Origin of the sequence: Sulfurimonas sp., assembly GCF_027056685.1 — a bacterium.
In the GTDB taxonomy this organism is placed as follows: domain Bacteria; phylum Campylobacterota; class Campylobacteria; order Campylobacterales; family Sulfurimonadaceae; genus Sulfurimonas.
In genome coordinates, this window is the sequence record NZ_JALUKE010000007.1 from 18434 (window position 1) to 43499 (window position 25066).

18 protein-coding genes are annotated in these 25066 nt (G+C 34.4%); 7 read left to right on the forward strand and 11 right to left on the reverse strand.

Annotation, left to right across the window (positions count from 1 at the left end; genetic code table 11):
* Positions 1–35: 35 nt before the first annotated feature.
* Together glyQ and recG are read left to right on the forward strand one after the other, a co-directional pair.
* On the forward strand, positions 36–920 hold the full coding sequence (glyQ, locus tag MVY38_RS00340; protein ID WP_297482139.1) for a glycine--tRNA ligase subunit alpha: 885 nt from the start codon (positions 36–38) through the stop codon (positions 918–920).
* 351 nt (positions 921–1271) lie between these two features.
* Entirely contained in the window at positions 1272–3065 is a 1794-nt protein-coding gene (gene recG, locus MVY38_RS00345) for an ATP-dependent DNA helicase RecG (protein WP_297482142.1), read from the forward strand.
* A 2-nt stretch (positions 3066–3067) separates the two neighbouring features.
* Here the strand turns inward: recG and raiA are convergent, their stop codons facing one another.
* The 5 genes from raiA to MVY38_RS00370 form a co-directional block, all read right to left on the reverse strand.
* Positions 3068–3601, reverse strand: coding sequence for a ribosome-associated translation inhibitor RaiA (gene raiA, locus MVY38_RS00350; RefSeq protein WP_297482144.1), 534 nt, complete (start codon positions 3599–3601; stop codon positions 3068–3070).
* A 64-nt stretch (positions 3602–3665) separates the two neighbouring features.
* Complete coding sequence (locus MVY38_RS00355; RefSeq protein WP_297482147.1) at positions 3666–4148, reverse strand: hypothetical protein; 483 nt, start codon at positions 4146–4148, stop codon at positions 3666–3668.
* Positions 4124–5044 carry a type II secretion system protein gene (locus tag MVY38_RS00360; protein WP_297482149.1) on the reverse strand — a complete coding sequence of 307 codons (921 nt, stop codon included), beginning with the start codon at positions 5042–5044 and terminating at the stop codon, positions 4124–4126. Before MVY38_RS00360 ends, MVY38_RS00355 begins: the two co-directional genes overlap by 25 nt.
* Positions 5044–5670, reverse strand: a complete 627-nt coding sequence (locus tag MVY38_RS00365; protein ID WP_297482152.1) for a type II secretion system protein — start codon at positions 5668–5670, stop codon at positions 5044–5046. Before MVY38_RS00365 ends, MVY38_RS00360 begins: the two co-directional genes overlap by 1 nt.
* A complete protein-coding gene (locus MVY38_RS00370; protein WP_297482154.1) occupies positions 5664–9995 on the reverse strand; it encodes a hypothetical protein in 4332 nt (1443 codons plus the stop codon). Before MVY38_RS00370 ends, MVY38_RS00365 begins: the two co-directional genes overlap by 7 nt.
* Positions 9996–10174: 179 nt before the next feature.
* Between MVY38_RS00370 and bamD the strand changes: the two genes are divergently transcribed.
* Positions 10175–10915 (forward strand): outer membrane protein assembly factor BamD, encoded by a 741-nt coding sequence (gene bamD / locus MVY38_RS00375; protein ID WP_297482158.1) that lies wholly within the window; start codon positions 10175–10177, stop codon positions 10913–10915.
* 13 nt (positions 10916–10928) lie between these two features.
* A complete protein-coding gene (gene lon / locus MVY38_RS00380; RefSeq protein ID WP_297482161.1) occupies positions 10929–13346 on the forward strand; it encodes an endopeptidase La in 2418 nt (805 codons plus the stop codon).
* A gap of 7 nt (positions 13347–13353) precedes the next feature.
* Here lon and MVY38_RS00385 read toward each other — a convergent pair whose 3' ends face one another.
* The 6 genes from MVY38_RS00385 to MVY38_RS00410 form a co-directional block, all read right to left on the reverse strand.
* The gene (locus MVY38_RS00385) at positions 13354–13731 is read right to left on the reverse strand and encodes a response regulator (RefSeq protein WP_297482164.1); all 378 of its coding nucleotides are present in this window, start codon (positions 13729–13731) and stop codon (positions 13354–13356) included.
* Between the two features lie 10 nt (positions 13732–13741).
* Positions 13742–17005 (reverse strand): ATP-binding protein, encoded by a 3264-nt coding sequence (locus MVY38_RS00390; RefSeq protein ID WP_297482167.1) that lies wholly within the window; start codon positions 17003–17005, stop codon positions 13742–13744.
* Between the two features lie 2 nt (positions 17006–17007).
* Positions 17008–18510 carry an Hpt domain-containing protein gene (locus tag MVY38_RS00395; protein WP_297482170.1) on the reverse strand — a complete coding sequence of 501 codons (1503 nt, stop codon included), beginning with the start codon at positions 18508–18510 and terminating at the stop codon, positions 17008–17010.
* Between the two features lie 9 nt (positions 18511–18519).
* The gene (locus MVY38_RS00400; protein ID WP_297482173.1) at positions 18520–18933 is read right to left on the reverse strand and encodes a PAS domain-containing protein; all 414 of its coding nucleotides are present in this window, start codon (positions 18931–18933) and stop codon (positions 18520–18522) included.
* Between the two features lie 69 nt (positions 18934–19002).
* A complete protein-coding gene (gene uvrC / locus MVY38_RS00405; RefSeq protein WP_297482176.1) occupies positions 19003–20805 on the reverse strand; it encodes an excinuclease ABC subunit UvrC in 1803 nt (600 codons plus the stop codon).
* On the reverse strand, positions 20783–21238 hold the full coding sequence (locus MVY38_RS00410) for a hypothetical protein (protein WP_297482179.1): 456 nt from the start codon (positions 21236–21238) through the stop codon (positions 20783–20785). The genes uvrC and MVY38_RS00410 overlap by 23 nt, the downstream gene beginning before the upstream one ends.
* A 158-nt stretch (positions 21239–21396) precedes the next feature.
* On the opposite strand from MVY38_RS00410, the gene nadB reads away from it, so the two are divergent.
* The 3 genes from nadB to guaA all read left to right on the forward strand — a co-directional run.
* The gene (nadB, locus tag MVY38_RS00415; RefSeq protein WP_297482193.1) at positions 21397–22845 is read left to right on the forward strand and encodes an L-aspartate oxidase; all 1449 of its coding nucleotides are present in this window, start codon (positions 21397–21399) and stop codon (positions 22843–22845) included.
* Complete coding sequence (gene nhaD, locus MVY38_RS00420; RefSeq protein WP_297482182.1) at positions 22845–24152, forward strand: sodium:proton antiporter NhaD; 1308 nt, start codon at positions 22845–22847, stop codon at positions 24150–24152. Before nadB ends, nhaD begins: the two co-directional genes overlap by 1 nt.
* A gap of 106 nt (positions 24153–24258) precedes the next feature.
* Positions 24259–25066: glutamine-hydrolyzing GMP synthase (gene guaA / locus MVY38_RS00425; RefSeq protein WP_297482187.1), on the forward strand; the 808-nt coding region annotated here is incomplete at its 3' end.

The following is a 25066-nucleotide window of genomic DNA, read 5'->3' on the forward strand; positions in this document are numbered from 1 at the left end:
ATATAATGGCAAAATAATTTTATAAGAGAGAAAAAATGATAACTTTTAGCGAAATGTTACTAAAACTACAAGAATTTTGGATGAAACAGGGGTGTAATATTGTACAGCCTTACGATATTCCAGCGGGTGCTGGGACATTTCACCCTGCTACTTTTCTTCGTTCACTTGACTCGACTTCATGGGCAGCAGCCTATGTTGCACCATCTCGTCGTCCGACTGATGGAAGATATGGAGAGAATCCGAACAGACTTGGTTCGTATTACCAATTTCAGGCTATTATCAAACCATCTCCAGACAATATTCAAGAGCTTTATCTGCAATCTTTAGAGTATTTAGGGCTTGATGTAAGTAAACATGACATTCGTTTTATTGAAGATAACTGGGAGTCTCCTACACTTGGTGCTTGGGGACTTGGCTGGGAAGTTTGGCTTAATGGTATGGAAGTAACACAGTTTACTTATTTTCAACAAGTTGGTGGTATAGAGTGCAAGCCAGTAACTGCTGAAATTACTTACGGTACAGAGCGTCTGGCAATGTATCTACAAGGTGTCGATACTGTATTTGACATTGTTTGGAATGTGGATGCAAACGGGAAGAAAACACTCTACAAAGATGTGCATAAAGAGAGTGAAATAGAGTTTTCACACTATAATTTTGAAATAGCAGATACAGAGATGCTTTTTGCTGATTTTGCCGCAAAAAGTGATGAGTGTTTACGAACACTAGAAGCTGGGTATCCTTTGCCTGCTTATGATTTATGTATGCTTGCTTCAAATACTTTTAATGTTCTTGATGCAAGAAAAGCCATTTCACAAACTGAAAGACAAAACTACATCTTAAAAATTCGTGAACTCTCACGCGGATGTGCAGAACTCTACAAAGCACAGGAAGAAGAGCGTAACAAGCGTGTAAACGCATAAATATTTCAATCTGTCATATTTTTAAAATGTTTTTTGATTTTTTTCTATAATGTTGATGTTCTTGCCGATTACTCGGCAAGACAAATCTGCTTTTTGGAGGTCAAAGATGAAATATCTTGACACAATCCTGAAAGTTCTAACTATCATTTATATGATAATTAAGATTTTTCAGGCAGTAAATTAGAGGGTCGCACCCCTCTAATTCCTTAAAGCAGATTATATCATAAAAAGGAAAATTATGAAAAATTTAGAAGATACTGTTTTAACACTCATTATAGTGATTATGGTTTTTATGATAAGTAATCTATATAAAAGAGTAAAGAATCTTGAAGATAAGATAGAGTAGTTCGTATGAATTTATCTAAAGATGATACAGCAAAATTTAAAAAGCTTGGTATTGATTCCTTTTTAGAACTCTCTCTTTTAATTCCGCACTCTTATGAAGATTACAGATTGCATACGCAACTACTTCCACAAAAAGCACAGCTTATAGATGCAACTGTTGAATCTGTGTATAAAGCGCCAAATTCCATACAAGTAACCTTTTTTGCACATAATTTAGGGCATACCATTCAAGGTGTTCTTTTTCGTCCTAAACCCTATATGCTCCATCAGTTTAAAGTTGGTGATAGAGATTACTACTATGGAATTATAGATTGTAAACAGGGGCATTGCTCAATGAGTATGCCAAAAAAAGTGACTAAAATTGGCAAAATCACAGCAAAATATAAAACTGCACTGAGAAACGATGTAATGCTGCGTTTAGTGGAGAAATACCTTACAAAAGAGAACCTTTTAAGTGAAGGTCTAAACGCAGCAATAGCAGATGCCGTATTGCAACTCCATTTTCCAAACGCAGAGACACTTGATGGCATGCAACTGAGTGAGACATCCTTAGAAGCCTTAAAATATATAGAACTCTTCTCTTATATGCGTCTCTTAGCTGGGAAAAGACGCTACTTTAAAGCAGTGACATCTTTAAGTAGAGATTATGCTCCATGGAGTGAAACTCTGCCTTTTACGCTTACTGATGAGCAGATAAAGGCAATAGAAGATATAAAAGATGATTTGAAAAAAGATGTAGCAGCAAAACGAATGGTCGTGGGTGATGTTGGGAGTGGTAAAACCATGGTAATTTTAGCAGCAGCTTATATGATGTTGCCAGAGCGTTCCATCCTAATGGCACCTACAACAATACTAGCAAATCAACTCTTTGAAGAGGCTCAAAAATTTCTACCAGAGGCTAAAATAGCCCTTGTGACAAACAAAACAAAAAAAGAGGATTTAAGTGCTTATGATTTCATCATTGGTACGCATGCACTTTTATACAGAGAGTTACCAAACGCAGCGCTTGTAATGGTGGATGAACAGCACCGCTTTGGAACATTGCAGAGAAATATGCTTGAAAAACTTGTGAGTGCTAATGAAAAAAGACCACACTATTTGCAATTTTCTGCAACACCAATTCCTAGAACGCAGGCGATGATAGAGAGTGCACACATTGATGTGAGCTTGATTACTACGACACCATTTACAAAAGATATTGATTCATCTGTTATTCATAAAAGTGATTTTTCTACACTTTTAACGCATATAAAAGCTGAAATTGCGAAAAAAAATCAAGTCTTAATTGTTTATCCTTTAGTGGAGCAGAGTGAGATGCTTGATTATCAAAGTATTGATGAGGCAAGAGGGTATTGGGAGAAGAATTTTGAAAATGTTTATGTGACGCATGGAAAAGATAAGGCAAAAGAGCAGGTACTTATGGATTTTAGAGAAAAAGGAGATTTACTTATCTCCACAACCGTTGTAGAGGTTGGTATATCTTTGCCACGGCTTACCACTGTTGTGATTGTAGGTGCAGAGAGACTTGGACTCTCAACATTGCATCAGCTTCGAGGACGAGTGAGTAGAACGGGGCTTAAAGGCTACTGTTACCTTTACACAAATCAGCAAAAGTCACAAAGGCTTGAAGAATTTGTGCATACTACAAGTGGTTTTGATATAGCAAATTTAGATTTGAAATTTCGTAAAAGTGGTGATTTGCTCAAAGGTCTCTCACAAAGTGGGAGTCAGTTTAGATGGATTGATTTTGCAGAGGATGAAAAAGTGGTTAAGCAAGTAAAACGAGACTTGAAAATTTGAGCTTAATAAAGCCCAAATTTTCCATCGTTTCTTTTGTAAAGAACGCGTGTTTTGTTTTCATTGTCTAAAAAGATTTCAAACATTTTACCACTTGTTTTGAGATCTTCTAAAACATCTTCCACTTCACGAGGTTTATAGAGATCTAATTCAACCGGAATAATTTCATCTTCTATCTCTTGAGATGCTTCTTTTACATCAACATTTTCTGCTTTAACTTCATTGAGACCAACTTTTTGATGGTCTGTAACTTTATCATGTAGACGACGGAGTGCTTTTTGTGCTCTATTTGTAGCTAAATCAATAGCAACATATAAATCTTCATCATTTTGTTTAATTATAATTGTATTTTTGTGAGCCAAGTTGATAACAAAATCAACAAATGCATGCTCTTTACCTTTTTTTGTTTGTGAAGATGCAATGACATTTACTGAAATAATGTCAAGATTAAATTTTTTTAATGTTTCGATAGAAGATGAGATATGCTCTTTAATAGCATCAGTAAGTTCAATATTTCTTCCTGTCATACTAATATTCATTTTAAATCCTTTTTTGTGATATAAGTCAATTATAGCATTAAAAAGTTGATAAAGGATTATAAATTTATAATTTTTGTATGCTTCTTTTAAAATATCGAATAGGCTCGCTAACTACAGTTGGATTAACTACGCTTACAGATATATCCATCAAAACAGAACCATTTTGTTCAGGAGTGGTAACAGTGGCATAGACATTGTCATTTACCGTGCCATCATCTACACATCCAGCAGGAAGTGGAGTTGTATAGATGAATCTATTTGTAATATTAATTTGATAAATATTGTCTTGTGTAAAGTGTAAATCATTAAAATGTGTGCAGGGACCATCTTGTGCAATTTTTAAAAGAGAGTACTCTGCTGCACTATGTGCTTCTAGTACGGCTTGTTCATAGAGATAGAGGTCAGCTGTTTTTTTCGTGGACTTTGCACTCAGAAACATAGCTAATGCCATTATTGTTGAGATAACAACTATTAGAGCTATTGCCATAATCATTGCAAAGGCTGGTTTTGCTTTTCTATTGGCTAAAAAATTGTTTTTTCTTTGCATAAAGAATACTCCTCTGCTAGGTCACTTTTTGTACAAACTTGAATTTTCATAATTGAACCTATTGACATAAACTGAAATGTACTTACATCAGTCATTAAAATGGAATTCTTACCGTCTGTCATTTTTTCACCGTTCCATGGTTGATAATCATAATATAAACGCAGTGTCCCTTTGTTGTTTGTTCCAGGTTCATATACAATGGCATAAGCTGTCCAAGCAAGCAAATAGTATTCATAAACATCAACACCACTGAAATCCACTCCATTTGAGCTTGTAAAGGCATTAGCTATTCCGGCTACTCTTTTTATGGGGTGCATTGCTCCTTGTTGTGTTATAAGTTTACCATTTCCTGCGTTTGTACCTGACCAACCATATCCTGTTTGTACATTACTATTTGCTCCTACAAAGTAGATAGCAGCATCATCTATAGTTGTATTTCTATCACTTAGATCACCAATCATTGTGTTTACATTCGCAGTATCAGTTTGAGGAGAGACAAGTATGTGTTGATTGCCTGCATTAAGATCAATGATACCGCTCCAATCTGGAAGATATGGGGTTCCATGTGCTTGGAGACTGAGTCCTCTGCGACTCTCTTGGGCAATACCAACCCACTCTAAAACTTTATAATTGCTGCCTGTTGCATCAGCGATGGCTATAGGGTTTGCATTTGTGGAAGTTCTTGCTATAACAGAATCTTTTATTCTGTATTGCAATCGTGCAGCTATAGTTTCAACAGCAGTTTCACTTTTTGATTGAAGTTCATTGTTGATTTTTGAAAATATGAAACTTTGGTATGCTTTTGCTAAAAATTCTACTCCAAATTTTCCAATTATTCCCATAATTACAATGACAAAAATTAGTTCAACCATGGTAAACGCAGCATGTTTTTTCATTAGTATGCCTTTTTGTAATAATCAGTTTCGCCGATATTTGTTACATATGTTTTGAGTGATGTTAAAATAGTACCATCTGAATTTTTTATAGTGACTTGAATAGGTTTAATATTTTTACTATTATTTAAATCACCAAATGTAGCTTTCTTTCCTACTGTGACCATAGATTTATATTCATTTTTATAACCTTCTTTATTTGGAGTTGGATTCAAAAATATCAATCTATAATTATGCGCCGCGTTCTCAACAGTTTCTACAGTTGCTGAATTAGCATCTGCCGGTATCGTTGCATTACTATCTAAACATCTTCTATGCAAAGGTTGCTCAATCTGACCGGGTAGGAGTCTATAACGAGGAGAACTTGTATTGTCATCGCAACTCCCATTAATGTCAATTACTTTTGCATACGAGTTAGGCGTCGCAGGGTTTATAGAATTTGCATCCCAATGGTAGGTTGTAGCTTCATTGAGTTCTGTCGCTGCTGCAAATATAGCTTCCTGGACTATACTATTTTCAATGCCTTTTGCCGTAACACGACTCATCATGGGTAGAGTAAGTACAGTAATCGCAATAATAACAATAGCAAAGATTAACTCAATCAGAGTAAACGCAGACCTCTTTACCACATCAGTCTCCTGTTTGTAATATCAGCTGCATTTTTCTTAGTTGTAGAATTTGTTTCGTGTTCTCCAGCCCAACCTGCTGAACTATTTATAAATTCAACTTCAAATTCATTTTTCTTTGCATTTTTATTATATCTGTTATAAATCAACCAATTAGAAGCATTGATCTCCATCGTTGTTATATATGGGTATCCATTAGTGCTTGCAGTGGAGTATTTAAGAAGCGCTTTTGTTAGTGTTTGTGCGTCTATTGTAGTGGCTTGAACATTACCTGAACCTAAAGGAAAGCCTCTTTGATTGATGCTGTTTACTCTACCATCTCTAGCAGTTTTATGTTTCGTATTTATAAACCACCTAGGATCATCACTGTATTTTGAGTTAAATTTATCTTGTAAGAGTGATTTGTTACCATCATTTGCTAAGTCACAATAGACCTCATAATAGATAGAAACATTTCCATCAGCGCCAAAATATCTCTGTCTTAATGCATGTGCTTTACCATAATAATGTTTGATTTTATAGTTTAAATCTTTTTTTCCCTCTGCTGCGTTTGAGAGATTGAGGTCTGCAGTATATGCACAGTTTGCAGGAGTACTACATGCAACTTTATAAGTTTTAAAAGTTATGAGCTCTGGATTAACAGCTTTATTTACTTTTCTATCATAGTTTAAGTTTAGTATTGTGTTTACACTACCCTGAGCACTTTTAATAAAGTCAGAATTAGGAAGAGAAATTTTATTTAATTCCTTCTTTTGTGAGTTATTTAGATCTTTTACTTCTTCTCTTATTTGAGTAGAATTCTCATCTAATATATGAAGTCTATACTTATAAGCAATTGAGTAATTTATATCACTCACTTTTATATTTAGTTGAAGTGGTTGCGCGTAACATCCATTTACAAAGTTTGTAGTTGCTGCTGAGTCTGCTCCTACAGCACTAATAATGCCGTTAAGGTGAAAAGACATATTTTCATCACTATTTTTGCTTATATCAGCCATGTAAATATATGCGTCCGTTACATTTGCATCATCTGTTAATCCTACAGTCGGATTTACTGCGTTTAGATCAAATGCATAAGGGTGAAAAGTTACATTTTTATCAGTGTAAATAAAACCAGTATCTACATTTTTATGAGAAGAACTGATTTGACATCCATTGAGTTGATAATGAGTGCTAGAGACTACATTAGCGGAGTTTTGAATACAATCTGCATTTGCAGCAGAATTGAAATATTTGTTATTTTGATGGTGTTGTATATATTTATAATCAACAGCTGTCCACTCTTTATCAACTGCAGAGAGTTTGTACTCTCCAACTTGTGATACTGAACTGTTATGGTCTAAAAATCCATTGTTAAATCCACCTTCAATTATTTTATTAGTCGTATCATTACACGCATTACTATTTATAGCTTGTCGTGGTGTCCATTTATATTGAAGTTGCATAGCTGTGTTACTCTGATTATTGTCAAACGCAGCATTATATCCTTTAGATGGATTGTTGTCTTGATGATTTGTCGCATTTATATCTAGTCTATAGCTATATCCTGCAGCTAAGTTTATATCATTATTTGCACCCGTACCATTGATATTTAAAAGATTTGAAGATGTAGTTTGGTTTTGATCTTTGAGTTGTAGTAAAAATGCTTCCGGACGGATTGCAAAATTATCTCTTGAACACTCATTTTTGATTTCTGTTCCAAATATACATGAAAAACATTGACTTAGTTCAGAAGAATCCATTCCATTATTGGAAGATCCTTTTCCCTCGCTACCACAGTATGTATCAATTTTTTTAGAAGTTCCAAAACTTGCATCACACTCTTGCCCTGCTAGTTGATCATAATTAGTAATTTCAAAAAGCTTACTAGAATTTTCTTTTAGGTTTACACGAGAGCTATTTATTGCAGAAGGATTATAGCTTAATCTAAAAGCAACATTTTTTGATGCTCTATTAAAAAATAGATTATTTTGTAAGTCTGCTTTTTTTATTCCTATGTATTTGGTAGTATTGTTATCAAATATTACCCATATTTTATGATTGTTGATTGTTGTTGCATTATGATCAGTACAAGTGGCTGTAGCATAGTGAAAACCTGACATGTCAACCATTTCTAATCCAATTACACCCGTAGCTCCTTTTGTGGTATTGAGATCATCTGGATCAAGTGATTGCATCAAATAGTTATCTGTATATCTTTTTACAACTTGTGTTGGAAGATTAAAATAGTAGTCAGAACTTAAAGAGCTGTTTTTTTGTGATTTATGAACTACATTAAATCTACCTGGTACTGGTGTATAAGCAGAGCTTCCCTGACAGGGATTCATATCGGCAATATCGGATGTTCCTATACCTGTAATGTTAGTAGATTGTCCATCAATTTTTACGCTGTATTTATAAGTTAGTCTTGCATGTATTGTAGTGTTTATATCTGAGCCTAAATGATTTAAACTATAGTAAGTATAAAAATATTGTAAAGATCCTAGATGTCCAATTGGGATATTATAATTATGGTCATTACCGACATCTCTACCTGCATCAGATATAGGGTCTTGCTGCAGACCTCCAGGGACAGTTACAGCAGTGCTGTCTCTTTTATAGGTAACTTTTGAGGTATCTATATTATAGATGTGAACCTGTAAATCATTGAGTTCAATATCAGAATTTTCAAGATTTTTAAAATATAATTTTACATCGATAGGTCTAGTTGGTGAAAAGCTACCTTCAATTTCTGTCGGTTTCGTACTTGGAGCAGTAATGTAGTAGCCATTCTGTCCATAAGTATAGTCATAGCATAGTCTAGGTGCGTATATTTGTGTTGAAAATACTATTAGTGATGGAAAATAGGTATCTTGATCTGAGGTAAACTGAAATTTTGCACCTGTCTCTCCTGTTTTTATAATATTTCTTGCCCCTGAGGTTGTTCCAACATCATAGTATTGGATGTCGATTCCGTTGTTGTTAATAAGATCTGGAACTCTTGTAGCAGGCACATCAATGCGAGAATCAAATGTACCGAGGGTTGCCATTGGTGAAGTTGGTCTTCGTATGCCGCTCATCTTGACTACATCGCCAGTATTTTTGAGATATTTATCTCCCTCTCCAGCAAATACATATGTTTTAGAATCGACAGGGTTCACTTTTGGTGTTAGAAAACCACTAACTGATACATTAATATTACCACTACTAGAAGTGACTTTTTTATACCCATCAAATATACTAATGTTTCTTGTTGTAGTGCTATTATTGTCTTGATAAACTACAACCAAACTCCATGCACCATAGTTACCTAGTCCATCAGAAGGATCAGCATCAGATGTTTCTCCTGTATTTGTATAAAAGCTAGAAGGATCCACATAATATGTTCCACTACCAGTTACAGCGGGAAGAGCATCTGCACTGGCAGAGTATATATTAATATAATCAGTACTACTAAAGTCAGCAACATCAGCCGTTAGCTTCTTGTATGCTCCACTATTTCCTTTTTTTATTTCTATAACCTTTGCTAAGTTCTTTTGCTTATTTGTCCATTGTTTATAGTCTTTTTTATATTGTGCTTTTATTCTACCTTGCCAGTAAATACGGGCATATACAACTACAGCACCGTCAGGTATAGTAAGAGTTGATGATGAAATAGGAGCTTTTTGTAAGTCAACTTGATCGTTTGAAAGACCATCCTTAGATTCTTCACATTGCCCATGTGAATTGTGCTCACATAAAACAGTATTCCCAATAACTTTTACATCACCAGTAATATTTTCTTGATGTCGTAGTTCAAAATCTCTATCTCCATTACTTTCTTGTGTTGCAGTTGGACAAGCTTGCACAACACCTCTGTATTGTTGCCCATTCTTTGTATAGGTAGCATATAAGTTAGCACCGTTGAAACAACTCATACCTGCAAAGTTAGAAGCCCATATAGAATTACTGTTGTCGTCTGGTGGAATCGAATTAGCTAAGTCAAAAACTGTTGTTTTACCTAACATTCCAAAAGGACCCATATTGATGTTACTTTTAGATGTACAAGTTCCAGAAGGGTTGACACCACAATCACTTGAGAAAGATCCTCCCAATCCACTCTCATCATAAATAGCTTCTACATTGGACAGCGTTGAAGAACCAATGTTTTTAAGTGGATATGTATTTTTACATCCCAATCCTCCAGAGCATATTCCCATATTTATACACATAAAACCACTAGGAGTAGGCTTTTCATAACAAATATCATCCGCATTGTCAACATAAGTTGTTTTTGCGTTTAAATTGGAAAGAAAAAAAGTAAAAAAGGTTAAGTTAATAAATAAAAGTTTCAAAATTAGCGGTTTCATAGCGTCCCCTTCAGAGTAAAATTACTGCACCACACAACGGGGCTCAGTAGCAAAGCACAGTTACTATACTACATTATCTAATGAGTAAGCTTTAAAAAAGCTGAAATCTCTCTTATTTAATGCGTGTTATATATCTTTTAGATAAAATAACAATCTAATTACGAAAGGAAGTCTATTTTATGAAAAGAATGTATATATTTTTGGGTTTGTTTGTTTTGAGTCTGCTTTTCAGTGCATGTTCAAAAAGTGTTGATGAATATAATAAACCAGCCGTTTACTGGTATGGTAAAATTATAGAATCCCTCTCAGATGGAAACTATGATAAAGCTGATGATTACTACTCCTCATTGCAGGGTGAGCATATTGGTTCGCCACTTTTACCTGAGGCGACGATGATTTTGGCAATTGCACATATGCACAATGGGGAGTATCTTTTAACGGAACATTTTTTGAGTGAGTACATAAAGCGTTATGCCAACGCCAATGAGATAGAGTTTGCAGAGTATTTAAAAATCAAAGCAAAATACAGATCTTTGCCACATCCAAGAAGAGATCAGGTTTTTATTCAAGATGCTATTGAACAAGCTGAAGCTTTTGAGAAAAACCATCCTCACTCTATGTACTACTCTTTAGTAGATACAATGCTCACAAGACTTTATCTTGGAAGAGCTTCGTTTAACGAGAGTATTGCAGGTTTGTATGATAGAATTGATAAACCAAGATCAGCAAAATATTATAGAGATCTTGACCCTCAGGCGTGGATAAACTGGAAAAATGTTACACCGGCTAAAATTCCTTGGTATAGAGAGTGGTTTGTTGGCGATGGCAAATCAAGTTGGTATGCTTTTTTAATACCAGATACAAAAAGTGTCGTTTCACGAAATACAGTTAGCGATAGTGATGAAAATATAACGAAGTAAAGGATGAAAATTTATGAAATTGAGTAATTATGGAGAATTTCCTGCTGATATTCCGGTAATAGCAGAAGATGAACTTTTTTTATACCCATTTATGATATCACCACTTTTTTTAAGTGATAAAGAGAACATAAACGCAGCAACAAAAGCTATAGATAACAACTCTCTTGTTATTGTCTGTACAAGTAAAGCAGGACATGAAGGTGAAAGAGATTTTGATGCTTTATATGATACGGGCGTTGTTGGCTCTATTATGCGTAAGGTTTCTTTACCTGATGGAAGAGTAAAAGTACTTTTTCAAGGACTTGCTCGTGCAAAATCTCTTTATCAGGTTTCACAAAATCCTCTTATAGCACATGTTGATATAATTGAGTCTTCAGATGTTGATGCACTTAAGGCTGATGCAATTTTAGAAGTAGTGCGAGAAAAAGTAAGAGCGCTTTCTTTGGTTAGCAACTATTTTCCTCCTGATTTACTAAGAACTATAGAAGAAAATCATGATCATAACCGTATTATAGATTTGATTTGTTCTACTATTAAGCTTAAAAAAGAGCAGGCATATAAACTTTTTGTGGAGAGTGATACTGAAAAAAGATTTTTGGATTTGATTGATTATCTTATTGAAGAGATAGAAGCAAATAAATTGCAAAAAGAGATTCGCTCAAAAGTGCATTCACATATTGAAGAGGTAAATAAAGAGTACTTCTTAAAAGAGCAGATGAAGCAGATTCAGCAAGAGCTTGGTGTTGATACTTCCCGTGATGAAGAGATAGAAGAGTACAAGAAACAACTCGAAGCAAAAAAAGAGAAGATGACAGAAGATGCTTATAAAGAGATTTCTAAACAATTAGAGAGATTTTCTCGTATGCATCCCGACTCTTCTGATGCTTCTATGACGCAGACCTATCTTGACTGGGTTTTAGATATTCCTTTTGGAGATTTAGCGAAAAAATCACTTAAAATTGAAACGGTAGAAGAACAACTAAATAAAGACCACTTTTCACTTGAAAAACCAAAAGAGCGTATAGTAGAGTATTTCGCAGTAAAAGAGCTGCTTGAACTTCGTGGGATTACTGCGAAAAAAAATGCGGGGGCTATTCTCTGTTTTGCAGGACCTCCAGGCGTTGGAAAAACATCACTTGCTAACTCAATAGCAACTGCACTAAAACGTCCTCTTGTGAGAATAGCACTTGGTGGACTTGAAGATGTAAATGAACTTCGTGGTCATCGTCGTACTTATGTTGGGGCTATGCCTGGGCGTATTACTCAAGGTTTGATTGATGCTAAAAAAATAAATCCGGTGATTGTACTTGATGAGATAGATAAGATAACACGCTCACAAAGAGGTGACCCTACCGCTGCACTTTTAGAGATATTAGATCCAGAGCAAAACAGTGAATTTCGTGACTATTATCTTAATTTTGATTTAGATTTAAGTAATGTCATTTTTATTGCCACTGCAAATGATATTGGGCGTATTCCTGCTCCACTTCGTGACAGAATGGAGTTTATTACACTCAGCTCTTACACTCCTCAGGAGAAGTTTGAAATAGCGCGTCGCTATTTAATTCCACAAGAGTTAAAAAAGCATGGACTGAAAAAAAATGAGCTTAGTATCTCTAAGCCGGCTTTAAAAGATTTAATACACTCTTATACGCGTGAAGCGGGAGTGAGAAATTTACGCAGACGAATTGCTGAAATGTCTCGAAAAGCTGCCTTAGATATACTTAAACATCCTGAGATGAATAAGGTCACTGTATCTATGAAAAATTTAAAAACATTTTTCGATAAAAGTATTTTTGAAATTGAGAAGACAGATAAAATACCAGTTGTGGGTGTGGTAAATGGCTTGGCTTGGACTGCGGTTGGTGGTGATGTACTTAAAATTGAGAGTATTCGCATCAAGGGAAAAGGAACGCTTCAGCTCACTGGTAGTCTTGGTGATGTGATGAAAGAGTCAGCGCGTATTGCTATGAGTGTTGTCAAAACACTTATAGATAAAAGAAAACTACGCATTTCTCAAGATAATATCCCTTTGACATTCAAAGAGAAAGAGGAGATTGTGGAAGTGGATTCTAGTGAAGTCTACAAGCGCTATGATTTACATATTCATGTTCCAGATGGAGCGACTCCAAAAGATGGACCAAGTGCTGGTATTGCTATGGTAAGTGTTATTGCATCTATACTAAGCTCACGAAAAATCCGTTCTGAGATTGCAATGACAGGTGAGGTCTCTTTGAGCGGAGATGTACTTCCTATTGGTGGCTTAAAAGAGAAACTTATTGCAGCATATAAGGCTGAAATGACAAAAGTTTTGATTCCTGCAAAAAATTATGAGCGAGATTTAGAAGATATTCCAAAAGAGGTGCAAGAAGCGCTTGAGATTGTTCCTGTTAAAAGAGTTGAAGAGGTTTTAAAACAAGTTCTTGTATAGAACTTGTTTAGAGTATGACTGTTGCCATCTTTTTGAGTAGGTCGTCATTTCGAATGGGCTTCATAAGAAAACCATTTGCACCTGATTCGAGTGCCTCATTTTTTTTCGTTTCATCCGTTGTTAAAACAATAATAGGAAGTTGACGAAGGCTGTCGTCTGCTCTTACAACTTTTAGCATCTCGATGCCGTTCATTATGGGCATTATAATGTCTAAAAGTATTAAGTCTATATCATCTCTTGCTTTGAGTAATCCAATGGCATCAGAGCCATTTTTTGCTTCTACAACTTCTTTGACATGACTATTTTTCATCAGCATAGATTTTAAAAGTTTCAAATTAATTATATCATCATCTACTGCTAGGACGACCAAATCAGTTCTTTGCATCTATTTTCCTTTATATAAATTTTTCAATAACTAAACGCAGTAAGTCTTTATTTACTATATTGCGTATGCTTTCATGCACATAAGCTATATCTTCACCACTGTTGTCATCGTTATTCATTAAAACAAGGTATGTTGGTAAATTACTCTTTTGACTTGCTGATTTAACAAGTTTTGAAAATGCTTCAATATTTAGATTTTGTAACTCTTTGTCAAAAAGAATAACTCTGTAATTGTTGTCTGCAATCATACTTTCTAATTCTGCAGTAGTGTTAGCAACATCATAGCTATAGCCGAGTGAGTCTAAAACTTTTTGAAAGAGTTTTGTTTCAAAAAGACTTTTCTTAGCAAGGATTATATCTGCTTTGTACTCCTGTTTTTGTCTCTGCTGAGGTATCTGTTCTTCTTCCTCTACCTCCGCTTCTTCTACCTCTAGTAATGCTTCTTCCTCTACTATCTCTTGTTCTTCTCCTGCAGCTTCTGTTTTCTCTACTTTTACTTCTTTTTCTGTTACTGCTTCTTCTACCTCTTCTACTTCTGCTACTTCTGCTACTGCTGTTTCAGGCTCAATTTTAATTTCTGGTTCTTCTCTCACATCTATGATTTTATCAGATAAAAATTGTGTCAATAGCAGTACGATCTCAGAACGCACAAGTGGTTTTGTGGTGTATTCATCAAGACCAGCTTCTATAAATCTTTCCCTATCGCCTTTAAGGGCATTTGCTGTTAGTGCAATAATAGGAACATGAATCCTATGGTAATCCTCTTCAAACTCTAAAATCTCTTTTGTCGCTTCAATACCGTCAAGGAATGGCATTTGAATATCCATAAATATAAGATCAAAATCACCATCTTTACGCTTTTGGAAAGCTTCAAGTCCATTGGATGCAATACTAACTGTAAGACCTAAATCTTCAAGTGTTCTTTTTATCAATTTTTGATTGATAATATTGTCCTCAGCAACTAAAACTTTTGCATTAAATTTTGCAGATTCCATATCAATAGTTGTTGGAATTTTTCTCTCTTGTGTTACAGCTGTAAAATTCTCGCTTTGGTAACTTTCAAGTGCACTTTTTAATTTTGTATTGTTGAGTGGTTCATAGAGTGTTTTAAATATTTCAATACCGAAACTCTCAATAGTTTTCATATAAAACGACTTTGTGATTAAAATTAGTTTCTGGCGAAGAGATGCATACTCTTTAAGCTCTTTTTCACTACAGTGTTCATAATCAATAAAAAGTAAATCATAGTTAATCTGTTTTTGCAGGTTCTCTAGTTCAGCTAAATCTTTGTACTTTGTATAGCTTACACCATAAAAATCAAGATACTCTAAGAGGTAACTATCTTGTCTTTTTGTTTTATGTTCTGATTCTAAAACAAGGGCATTAATGCTTGAATAAGCCCCTTGAAGAGTCTCCCCTTTTGTCTTAATCTCTTCAAAATCAATTGTAAAGAAGAAAGTTGTTCCTTCTCCTGGTTCACTTTGTAAATCAAGTTGTCCACCCATAAGCTCAATAAATCTAGCAGAAATGGTAAGCCCTAAACCAGTACCACCATATTTACGCGTAATGGAAGTATCTGCTTGTGAAAAGGCTTCAAATATTTTTGATTTTTGCTCACTTGTAACACCAATACCGCTATCTTGCACTTCAAATCTAACTCTTGTAATCCCCTCTTGCACTGAAGTCTGTTTTCTAATATCGACATTAATCATTCCAGAACTATTTGTGAATTTAACTGCATTTGAAAGAAGATTTATAAGCACCTCTTTAATCTTTGTTGGATCACCTTTAAGTGCTTGCTCAAGTTCTGGGTCTATAAAACAGCTTAAGTCAATCTGTTTTTCACTAGCACGAACAGAGTAGACTTCAACAGCACTTTCAAACTCTTCTATAGGATTAAAAATAATATCTTCAATCTCTAGTTTATTACTCTCAATTTTTGAAAGGTCAAGAATATTATTGATGATTTCCAAAAGATTTTCAGAACTTTTTTCAATAATTTCAACAAATTCAGCTTGCTCTTCTTGAAGACCTGTATCTTTCAAAAGTTCAGTAAATCCAACAATACCATTAAGTGGTGTTCGTATCTCATGTGACATATTTGCCAAAAACATTGATTTTGCTTCACTCGCTTCTTGCGCACTTTCTTTATCAAGCCGTGTTTGCTCAATAATATGTTCAAGTAGATTATAGGCTTCTTCTGTACCTTTTGCAGTGTGAAGATTTATTTCTCTTTTTTGAGAAGTGTCATTTGTGTCATCAGCAACTCTTTTTAAAACATTTTCTAGGTTAAGAATATTTCTAGCTATTTCATTAGAAAGTAAAAATCCAAAAATTGCTAAAATGACTGAAATAAGCCAAATTGTAAAGGTAATTGCGAGAAGTTGCAGAGCATCTGTTTTAATGGTGATAGCTCTTGTATCCATTGTTTCAAGGAGTATCTCTTCTGCGTTAGAAATCATATTTATTTTTTCAGAAAGCATAGCAAACCAAACACCTGCGTTTGTATCATATTTCCCTTGCGCAGCTTCAACTAAAATTGCAGCTCTTTGGCTATTTATATCTTCAAACAACTCCGTTGCATCTTCATTTTTAAAGATATTATTGAGCTTTGATACTAACATTTTATTTTTTAAAGTATCATAGTCTAAAGCATCTGCTTTTGCAATGAGTGAAATCCATTTATTAATTGATTCTTCATTTAAAGGGGTTGATTTAGCAATAGTATATGAAAGATAGTCTCTCTCTTGTGCAGTATATTCACTTGCTCGAACAAATTCTATATATTTGTTTGTGTATTCATTAATTTTTGCATCGAGTTGTTCATTCGTAATTTTTTCAAGTTCCTTAATTGCAATATTTTGGGCTTTGGCATATACATTTTGATAAACATCTTCAAAACTTATTTTATGCTCATCTACTAATAGACGAGATTGTTGAATCTCTTTTAAAGCGGAACTTAGTTTACTAGGAATATTTTTGATACCTTGGAAATATTTTTTTGTTAAGGCATCTACAATTTTTCTCTGTTTTACCAAAGATTTAAGAGTCTTTGGTGAAGAGTTTCCGAGGTAAATGACGGTCATACCCTTCTCTCGAGAGATATTGATAAGTAGGTCATTAAGCTCTCTATTAGTTGAGAGCTTATTTTGTAAAAGTTGCGCAGATTTATAACTGTCGTATGAAGTATACACAAAGTAACTTGTTACAAAAAAGAGAATAATAATTGGTATTAGACTGATAAGTCGTAATCTATTTTTTAGGCTGAGTTGCATTGTTAAGCTCCTATTTTTGATAATTGGTTTATTATATCTTGAATTTTATGAATGAGTTTGAGTGACTTTTCTTGATTTGTTGAGTGTGTAAGTGCTTCAAGATCACTATTAAAGCTATTTATTCGCATATTTTCACTCATTCCTTTGAGTTTCATTACCTCAAAATTAACGAGGTCAAAGTTGTTATTTTCAGTGGCATCTTGCATCTCTTTGATAAGTATATTCGTTTCATAAATATAATCATTAAACACTTCTTTAAAGCTTTCAATATCAAGCCCAATTTCATTTGCCACCTTCTCTTTTGAATAGCTAATTTCAATAGTTTCTTGTGCTATTTTTGGAACTATTTCTTGAGCTTCATCTTTAAATGTAAGTGAAAGTTCTTCTTCTTTTTTTGCTTCTTCTTTCTCTTCTTTCTCTTCTTTCTCTTCTTTCTCTTCTTTCTCTTCTTCCTGAATTTCTATAGGCTCTTGAATAACATTATCTTCATCATCTTTAAATTCAAGTGAAAATTCTTCTTGTTTCTCTTCTTGTGCTTGTGCTTGTTCTGCTTCAACTGTAACTACTTCATCAATCTCTTCACCAGCTAATTTAGCAATGATTTTATAAAACAAATCTAAGTTACTTTGAATCACTGAAATGTCAGGAGTAGTATTAATGAGTGCGAGAACTTCAAATGCGTCCTCAATCCTTAGGTTTGCAGCAACACCTTTGAGTTTATGAGACAAGGTTTTAACATTGTCAATATCTCCATCATTTAGTGAAGTATAAAGTTCTGATTTAAAATCTCTAGCCTGTGCTATAAAATCTTGGATAAACTCTTCTATTAAATCAAGTGGTAGACCTAACTCTTTTGAAGCTACTTCCGGGTTGTAGATATATCCATTGTTAACTTCTTCTTTTTTATGAACTTTGCTTGGAGGTGTGACACTAGGTTCTTCTTCTAAATCAATGTCAAGTTTTATATCATTTATATCTTCTACAGCAGGGACTTCTTGAACATTCTCCTGCACACTTTCTTGGACTTGAGGTATAAATTCATCTATATTATTGTTCACATCTTCTGGAAGCAATATATCTTGTACTGGTTCATGAACTGGTTTTACTATAGGTTTGTGATGTATTGGAGTAGGCTTTTGTAAAATATCATCATGAATATGCTCAACTTCTCTATCAGATAAAACTCTTAAATTGTTGAGATGAATAAGATATGCTTTTTCTATTGGATTATCGCTGAGATAAGCATAGGAAATTAATAGATTGGCGGTAAAGTTTTTTTCATTTGCATTAATAATAACTTTTTGTATTTCACCATCATCTGCACAATCAATAAAATCTATCCAGTGTACATGTTGAAAATTATGAATATAACCAGGTGTTTTTACAAATAAATCAGCAAAATCTGTTACCTCACTTCTTAATGAAGATAGATCTTGATAGCCTAGCTCTTGCAGGTCTTTGGCATCTATACCTAAAAATTCTTTTTGAAAATTATATATTAACATTGCCACTCCTTACTTTTGCGTCTCTAACATTTTTTGATAAATCTCTTCATTTTCTTGAATATCTTTTCTTGAAGCGGATTTCCTTGCTGCTATGTAACCTATGACTTCATCATTCTCATCCCGTATGGGAAGTATTTCTGTCTCCACCCAATAGTAAAGACCATCTTTACGCAGGTTTTTTATAAGTCCGTTCCAAACTTGTCCGGTTTGAATAGTCTCCCACATCTTTTTAAATACCTCTTTTGGCATATCCGGATGTCTGAGAATATTGTGTGCTTGCCCTATTAGTTCATCCTTTTCATATCCTGAAACCTTAAAAAAAACTCTGTTTCCATATGTAATAACACCTTTCAAATCTGTTTGGCTAATGATCACATCGTCATCAAAAAAATACTCTTTATCTTTTGGAATAACCTTACTCATAAAAAAACCTTATAATTGCTTGAACTATTAATCTATCACAAATATATCATAAAGGGATAAAAAAAAAACTTATTTATAAATATTTTTGATGGTTTTTGCATCTTTTGTATTTAAAAGTGAAGAAATATCATCTTGGGTAACATTTTTGAGTGCTTCAAAAGTCCCAAAATGGTTTAAAAGTTTTTGTACTTTTGCTGGTGAAATTCCATTTAGGTTAAGCAGTTTACTCTCTTGGTCGAGTTTGAGCTTGGTTTTTTTATGAAAAGTGATGGCTGCTCTATGTGATTCATCTCGTAAATTTTGAACAAATTGTAATCTTTTGTCGCTATTTTTTAGCCGAAAAGCTTCCTCTTTTGTGTAGATAATATCATTTGCTTTTCCTTTGGCACGATGTGCCTTTGCATCAACTTTTTCTTTAGAAATAGCAATTACATCTAAAAAAACGCCATTTGATTCTAAAATTTCTAAAGCAAGCTTAAGAAGCGTTGCGCCACCATCGAGTATCCATAAATCTGGTGGAGAATTTTTAGCAAAACTTGCAACGCGCCGAGAGAGCGTTTCTCGCATCTGTGCATATTCATCTTTTGCGTTTAGATGATAAGTTCTGTAAGATTTCTTATCAAATCTGCCATTTTCATAGACAATCATAGCGCCTACAGTAGCTACTCCTGCCATATGTGAATTGTCAAAGGTCTCAATTCTTAGAGGAACTCTTTCTAGTTTGCATAAATCTTGAATGTCTTCTAAAATTTCAGTGTTAGATATATTTGTTTCTCTTGAGAGTAACTCTGCTGCGTTTAGTTTTGCAAGAGTAATTAAATCTTTTTTCTTGCCTCTTTGTGGTACAGATATAGAGGCTTTTTTTTCAAATATTTTGCTTAAATGTGCTTCTATAAGTGCCAAGTCATCAAACATATCAGCAACTAAAATAGGTGCAACAATAGGGGGCTTTTCATCTTTGTAAAAATCAATCAAGGCACGAGAATAGGCCTCATTTATATTAAATTCTTCATTTATGTTTATATAATTATGGGTAGAGGATATAATTTTACCGTGACGCATAAATATACGAACAACGACGGCACGCTTAGGGGAGTGCTCTATGACAAAAATATCATAATTTTCATCTGTTGCAAAATCTATGTCACTTTTAATCTCTGAACGCTCAATCCTCTCTATTCTATCGCGCAGTTCACCTGCCTCCTCAAAACGCAACTCCTGGGCATAAAAGTTCATTCTCTCTTTGAGCTTTTTTGTTAAAAATGTTTTGTTTTTAATGAGTTTTGTAGCTAAATCAATCTCTTTTTGATAACGCTCTTTTGAAACTGGAAGTTCACATGGACCTAAACATTTCTCTATTTGATAGTATAAACAGAGTTTTTTTGATTTAAGAGAACCCTTTTTTTGAACAAGCTTACAGATTTCATAGATAGAGTTTAAAATATCTCTTGCACCAACAGAATAGGGACCAAAGTAGGTAATGTCTTTACTCTTTATAATTTTTCTTGTTATTTCAAAACGGGGATACTCCTGAGAGTTGTCAATATAAATATAGGGGTAGGTTTTATCATCTCTTAAAAGTATATTGTACTTTGGATTGAGTTGCTTGATAAGAGAGTTTTCAAGAATGAGTGCATCATGTTCGGAGTTTACGACGATGTAATTCATGGAAACTGTCTGCTCTATCATCTTTTTTATTCGCACAGAAAGGTTTGTATTTGCTCCTAATTTTGGTGTAAATTTCCAGTAACTTTTTACTCTGTTGGCAAGATTTTTTGCCTTGCCAACATATAAAAGGTGACCATTCTTATCGAAGTATTGGTAAATTCCCGCAGAAGAGGGGAGCTGTTTAATCGTCTCTAACAGTTGCATTTTTCTCTTTTATAATGTTTTGAATAGACTCTACAAGCGATTTTAGTTCTTGGTTATGAATGTTTATTTCAAACTCTCCACTTGAACGCTCTGGGTATATTTGCGGTTCTTTCTTCTCTAATTTGAATACTTTTGTAGGAGAATGTGTTACAAATGCTTTAATATCTTGGATGTTATCTGCCTGACACTCATCAGGATTATAGAACTTTAAAGCACTTTTAATGCTTTGTATATTATTATCAAACTCTTGTTTGGCACCTGGGTGGTTGAGTACAAAGAATAGTGTGTTGTTTTTAATGTAAGCAAACTTGACCATTCTTTGTAAAGGTGGCGAAAATAACGACTGTATCCTAGAGATGCATTTATAGTGCGAAAGCTTAGAAAACTGAGGTTTATTTTGAAGAGAATTAAGAATATCGCTAACATTTTTCATCTGTTAATTATAGCAGGCTTTTTCTTATGTTTTAGTGGATGTGGCTATAAAGCTAATCCATATTACGAAGAGGATAAAGGCTTTAGCGATAAAAATGTGAAGTTTATAATTCAAAAAAAAGAGTTACAAAAAGATAATAATGCGAGTTGCAGCCAATGATAAGATATGATGTAATAATAATAGGAGCAGGCGTAGCAGGACTTTATGCTGCTATGAATTTGCCAAAAGATAAAAAAATCCTGCTTATTAATAAGCGTGAAACTTTCAAATGCAATACCTTTTATGCACAAGGTGGTGTAGCTCTTGCTCGCGATAAAGCAGATATACCTTTTCATATAAAAGATACACTTGAAGCAGGTGCAGGCTTATGCGACACGGATGCTGTAAATGTTTTGAGTGAAAATTCACGCAAGGCTATTGATGATTTAATAGCACACGGATTTGAATTTGACAGAGATGAAAATGATAAACTTCTCTATACTAAAGAAGCCGCACACTCATGTGAGCGTATTTTGCATGCTGGTGGTGATGCAACTGGAAGATATTTACACTACTTTTTGCTGCAACAAAACAGACATGCTATGCTTGGTGATGCAAGAGTTGTTGATTTACTCATTAAAGATGGAGAGTGTTATGGTGTTACTCTGCTTGAACATAGAGAGAGACGAAATATTTATGCTAAAAATGTCATTATAGCGAGTGGTGGTGTTGGCTCCCTTTTTGAGTACCATACCAATGCACCCTGCATTAGTGCAGATATGCAAGGACTTTGTGTGATGAAAGGCATAGCACTCGATAGAATGGAGATGCTGCAATTTCATCCAACTGTCTTTGTAAACTCTACAAATGCACAAAAGATGCTGCTTACAGAAGCACTTCGTGGTGAGGGTGCAACAATGGAAGATGAAAATGGTAGAAGATTTTTATTTGATTATGATGAGAGAGGAGAGCTTGCTTCTCGTGATATTGTCTCAAAAGCGATGTATCACTACTCAAGAAAAACAGGATTGAAAATATACTTGAATTTTGAAAATTTTGATGAAGAGTATTTTGCACACCGTTTTCCAAATATCTATAAAAACTTACGAAGCTTAGGCTACAAAGTACCACAACAGCGAGTGCCAATTTCTCCTGCGTTTCACTATGCCATTGGTGGTATAAAAACAGATTTGGATGCAAAAGTGCCAAGTGTAAAAAATTTGTATGCTGTTGGTGAAGTTGCATCTACAAGAGTGCATGGTGCAAATCGTCTTGCTTCCAACTCTTTGCTTGAGGGAATGGTTTTTGCAAAAAGAGCGACTGATGATATTATGAAACATATTGATGAGCCAAAAGAAGATATGCATTTCAAGCTTGAAGATGAGGTCATGAGTCTTAAAAATGACAAGAACATAAAAAATCAGCTGCGTCATATAATGTGGGAGAATGTTTCTATAGTGAGGACAAAACGAGGATTAAATGATGCTTTAGAGACAATTAATGCTCTTTTAAATGAAAATATTGGTAAACTACTCAAATTTCGTTTACTAACTGCAAAAGAGATAGTAACATCGGCACTTAAACGCAGTGAATCTATAGGGGTTCACACAATACAAGAGGAGAAATAATGGAACACGAAGCAATTAATCTTGCAACAACATGGGTAGGATGGCTAAGTTTAGCAGTCTTTGTTATAGCGTACTATTTTATAGCTACAGAGGAGAAGTATGAGATAAATAAGGCAAAACCATCACTTTTTGCTGGGACATTTATGTTTATGCTTATTGGGATTTACTATGCTATAAACGGGCTTGATCCAATGCCTTTACATAAAGAACTTGAGAGATTGATTTTAGAGATTTCTGAAATATTCTTCTTCCTTTTAGTGGCTATGACTTTCATCGAAACACTGCTTGAGCGTGGTGTGTTTGATTTAATGAAGTATAAACTTGTCTCAAAGGGTTATACATATAAAAAACTTTTTTGGCTAACAGGTCTTTTAGCATTCTTTATTTCTCCTGTTGCAGACAACTTAACAACAGCACTTATTCTCTCTACTGTACTTTTTACAATAGATAAGAAAAATATTTCATTTTTAGTTCCAGGGGCTATAAATATTGTTGTTGCTGCAAATGCAGGTGGTGCATGGTCTCCATTTGGAGATATTACAACACTAATGTCTTGGACTGCAGAAAAAGGTCAATTTGTAGATTTTCTTTATCTTTTTCCAGCTTCAGTAATAGGGTGGGGTGTAACAGCATTTTTGCTAAGTCTTTCTCTTCCTTCTGGTCAGCCTCCCTTTGATGCTTCAACTGAGAAAAAACCTGTTGTTTTAGACGGTGGTATTACTGTTGCATATTTAGGTGTGCTTACTATTGTTATTGCAGTTTTAGGACATACATTCTTCCATTTTCCAGCAATGTGGGGTATGATGTTTGGACTTGCAATTTTAAAACTCTATTCATTCCAATTAAAAAGAAAAGGTGCAAATACATTCAATATTTATGTAAATATGGAAAAAGTGGAAAATGATACACTTCTTTTCTTCTTTGGTATTCTCTCGGCAGTTGGAGCATTACACTTTTTAGGATTTTTAGAGTATGTACATGATGTTTACGCGATGGCAGGGGCAACAGCTTCAAATATTGGTGTAGGTTTCCTATCTGCAGTGATTGATAATGTTCCTGTTATGAGTGCTATTTTGAAATCATCTCCATCTATGGATACAGACCAGTGGATGCTTGTAACAATGACAGCAGGTATTGGCGGCAGTCTAATCAGTTTTGGTTCCGCTGCAGGTGTGGGTGTTATGGGTAAAATGCGTGGTGTTTATACTTTTGGTTCACATATGAAACACTCATGGACAGTTTTGGCTGGCTACTTCGTTTCAATTGCTATTTGGTATGTTCAATTTGAAATTTTAGGACTTTACTAAACTTTTTAACTCTTAAACGCAGTAAATGGCTGCGTTTAAATCAAACATTAATCTACTTTATAGTATTCTTTCTCATTAATTATCATATTTTAAAAAGGCATTTCAAATGACAAATGTTAGTATTATCGTCCTCGATTTTGGTTCTCAATATACACAACTTATAGCTCGTCGTCTGCGTGAAGATAAAATTTACTGCGAAATTCTTCCTTATCACACAAAAGTAGAAGATATAAAAGCAAAAAATCCTAAAGGTATTATTTTGAGTGGTGGTCCTTCATCAGTCTATAATGAAAACGCTTATGAGGTGGATCAGGGTGTTTATGATATGGGTCTGCCTATTCTTGGTATTTGTTATGGTATGCAAAGAATTGCAGTGGATTTTGGTGGTAGTGTAATTCGTTCTGATCATCACGAATATGGAAAAGCTGAACTTGAATTAGTAGGCTATCCCGATGCTGTTTCACCACTTTTTAAAGAGTGTGACAACAATAGAATTGTATGGATGAGTCACTCAGATAGAGTTGAGACACTTCCTAAAGGGTTTAAAGTTATTGCAACTTCAAGTAACTCTCCATATGCAGCGATTGCAAATGATGAAAAACGCGTCTATGCAATGCAATTTCATCCAGAAGTACAACACTCAGAAGAGGGTTACTTAATGCTTCGTAATTTTGCAAAAAATATTTGTGGTGTAGCTGAAAAATGGAAAATGGAGCATTTCTTAAAACAACAAATTGAATCTATTAGAGAACGCGTTGGTGATGGTAAAGTGCTTTGTGGACTCAGCGGTGGTGTTGATAGTTCTGTTGTTGCAGCAATGCTCTATGAAGCAATTGGTGAGCAACTTGTTCCTGTCTTTGTAGATAATGGACTTTTAAGAAAAGGTGAGAGAGAGCAGGTAGAACAAGTCTTTA

Bases quoted from the DNA above. Each gene is read 5' to 3' on its own strand.
- MVY38_RS00390 (WP_297482167.1), bottom strand. From the start codon at position 17,005: ATGCAACTCAGCCTAAAAAATAGATTACGACTTATCAGTCTAATACCA.
- recG (WP_297482142.1), top strand. From the start codon at position 1,272: ATGAATTTATCTAAAGATGATACAGCAAAATTTAAAAAGCTTGGTATT.
- bamD (WP_297482158.1), top strand. From the start codon at position 10,175: ATGAAAAGAATGTATATATTTTTGGGTTTGTTTGTTTTGAGTCTGCTT.
- MVY38_RS00395 (WP_297482170.1), bottom strand. From the start codon at position 18,510: ATGTTAATATATAATTTTCAAAAAGAATTTTTAGGTATAGATGCCAAA.
- MVY38_RS00370 (WP_297482154.1), bottom strand. From the start codon at position 9,995: ATGAAACCGCTAATTTTGAAACTTTTATTTATTAACTTAACCTTTTTT.
- nhaD (WP_297482182.1), top strand. From the start codon at position 22,845: ATGGAACACGAAGCAATTAATCTTGCAACAACATGGGTAGGATGGCTA.
- lon (WP_297482161.1), top strand. From the start codon at position 10,929: ATGAAATTGAGTAATTATGGAGAATTTCCTGCTGATATTCCGGTAATA.
- raiA (WP_297482144.1), bottom strand. From the start codon at position 3,601: ATGAATATTAGTATGACAGGAAGAAATATTGAACTTACTGATGCTATT.
- MVY38_RS00360 (WP_297482149.1), bottom strand. From the start codon at position 5,044: ATGAAAAAACATGCTGCGTTTACCATGGTTGAACTAATTTTTGTCATT.
- MVY38_RS00400 (WP_297482173.1), bottom strand. From the start codon at position 18,933: ATGAGTAAGGTTATTCCAAAAGATAAAGAGTATTTTTTTGATGACGAT.
- MVY38_RS00355 (WP_297482147.1), bottom strand. From the start codon at position 4,148: ATGCAAAGAAAAAACAATTTTTTAGCCAATAGAAAAGCAAAACCAGCC.
- glyQ (WP_297482139.1), top strand. From the start codon at position 36: ATGATAACTTTTAGCGAAATGTTACTAAAACTACAAGAATTTTGGATG.
- MVY38_RS00385 (WP_297482164.1), bottom strand. From the start codon at position 13,731: ATGCAAAGAACTGATTTGGTCGTCCTAGCAGTAGATGATGATATAATT.
- MVY38_RS00410 (WP_297482179.1), bottom strand. From the start codon at position 21,238: ATGAAAAATGTTAGCGATATTCTTAATTCTCTTCAAAATAAACCTCAG.
- uvrC (WP_297482176.1), bottom strand. From the start codon at position 20,805: ATGCAACTGTTAGAGACGATTAAACAGCTCCCCTCTTCTGCGGGAATT.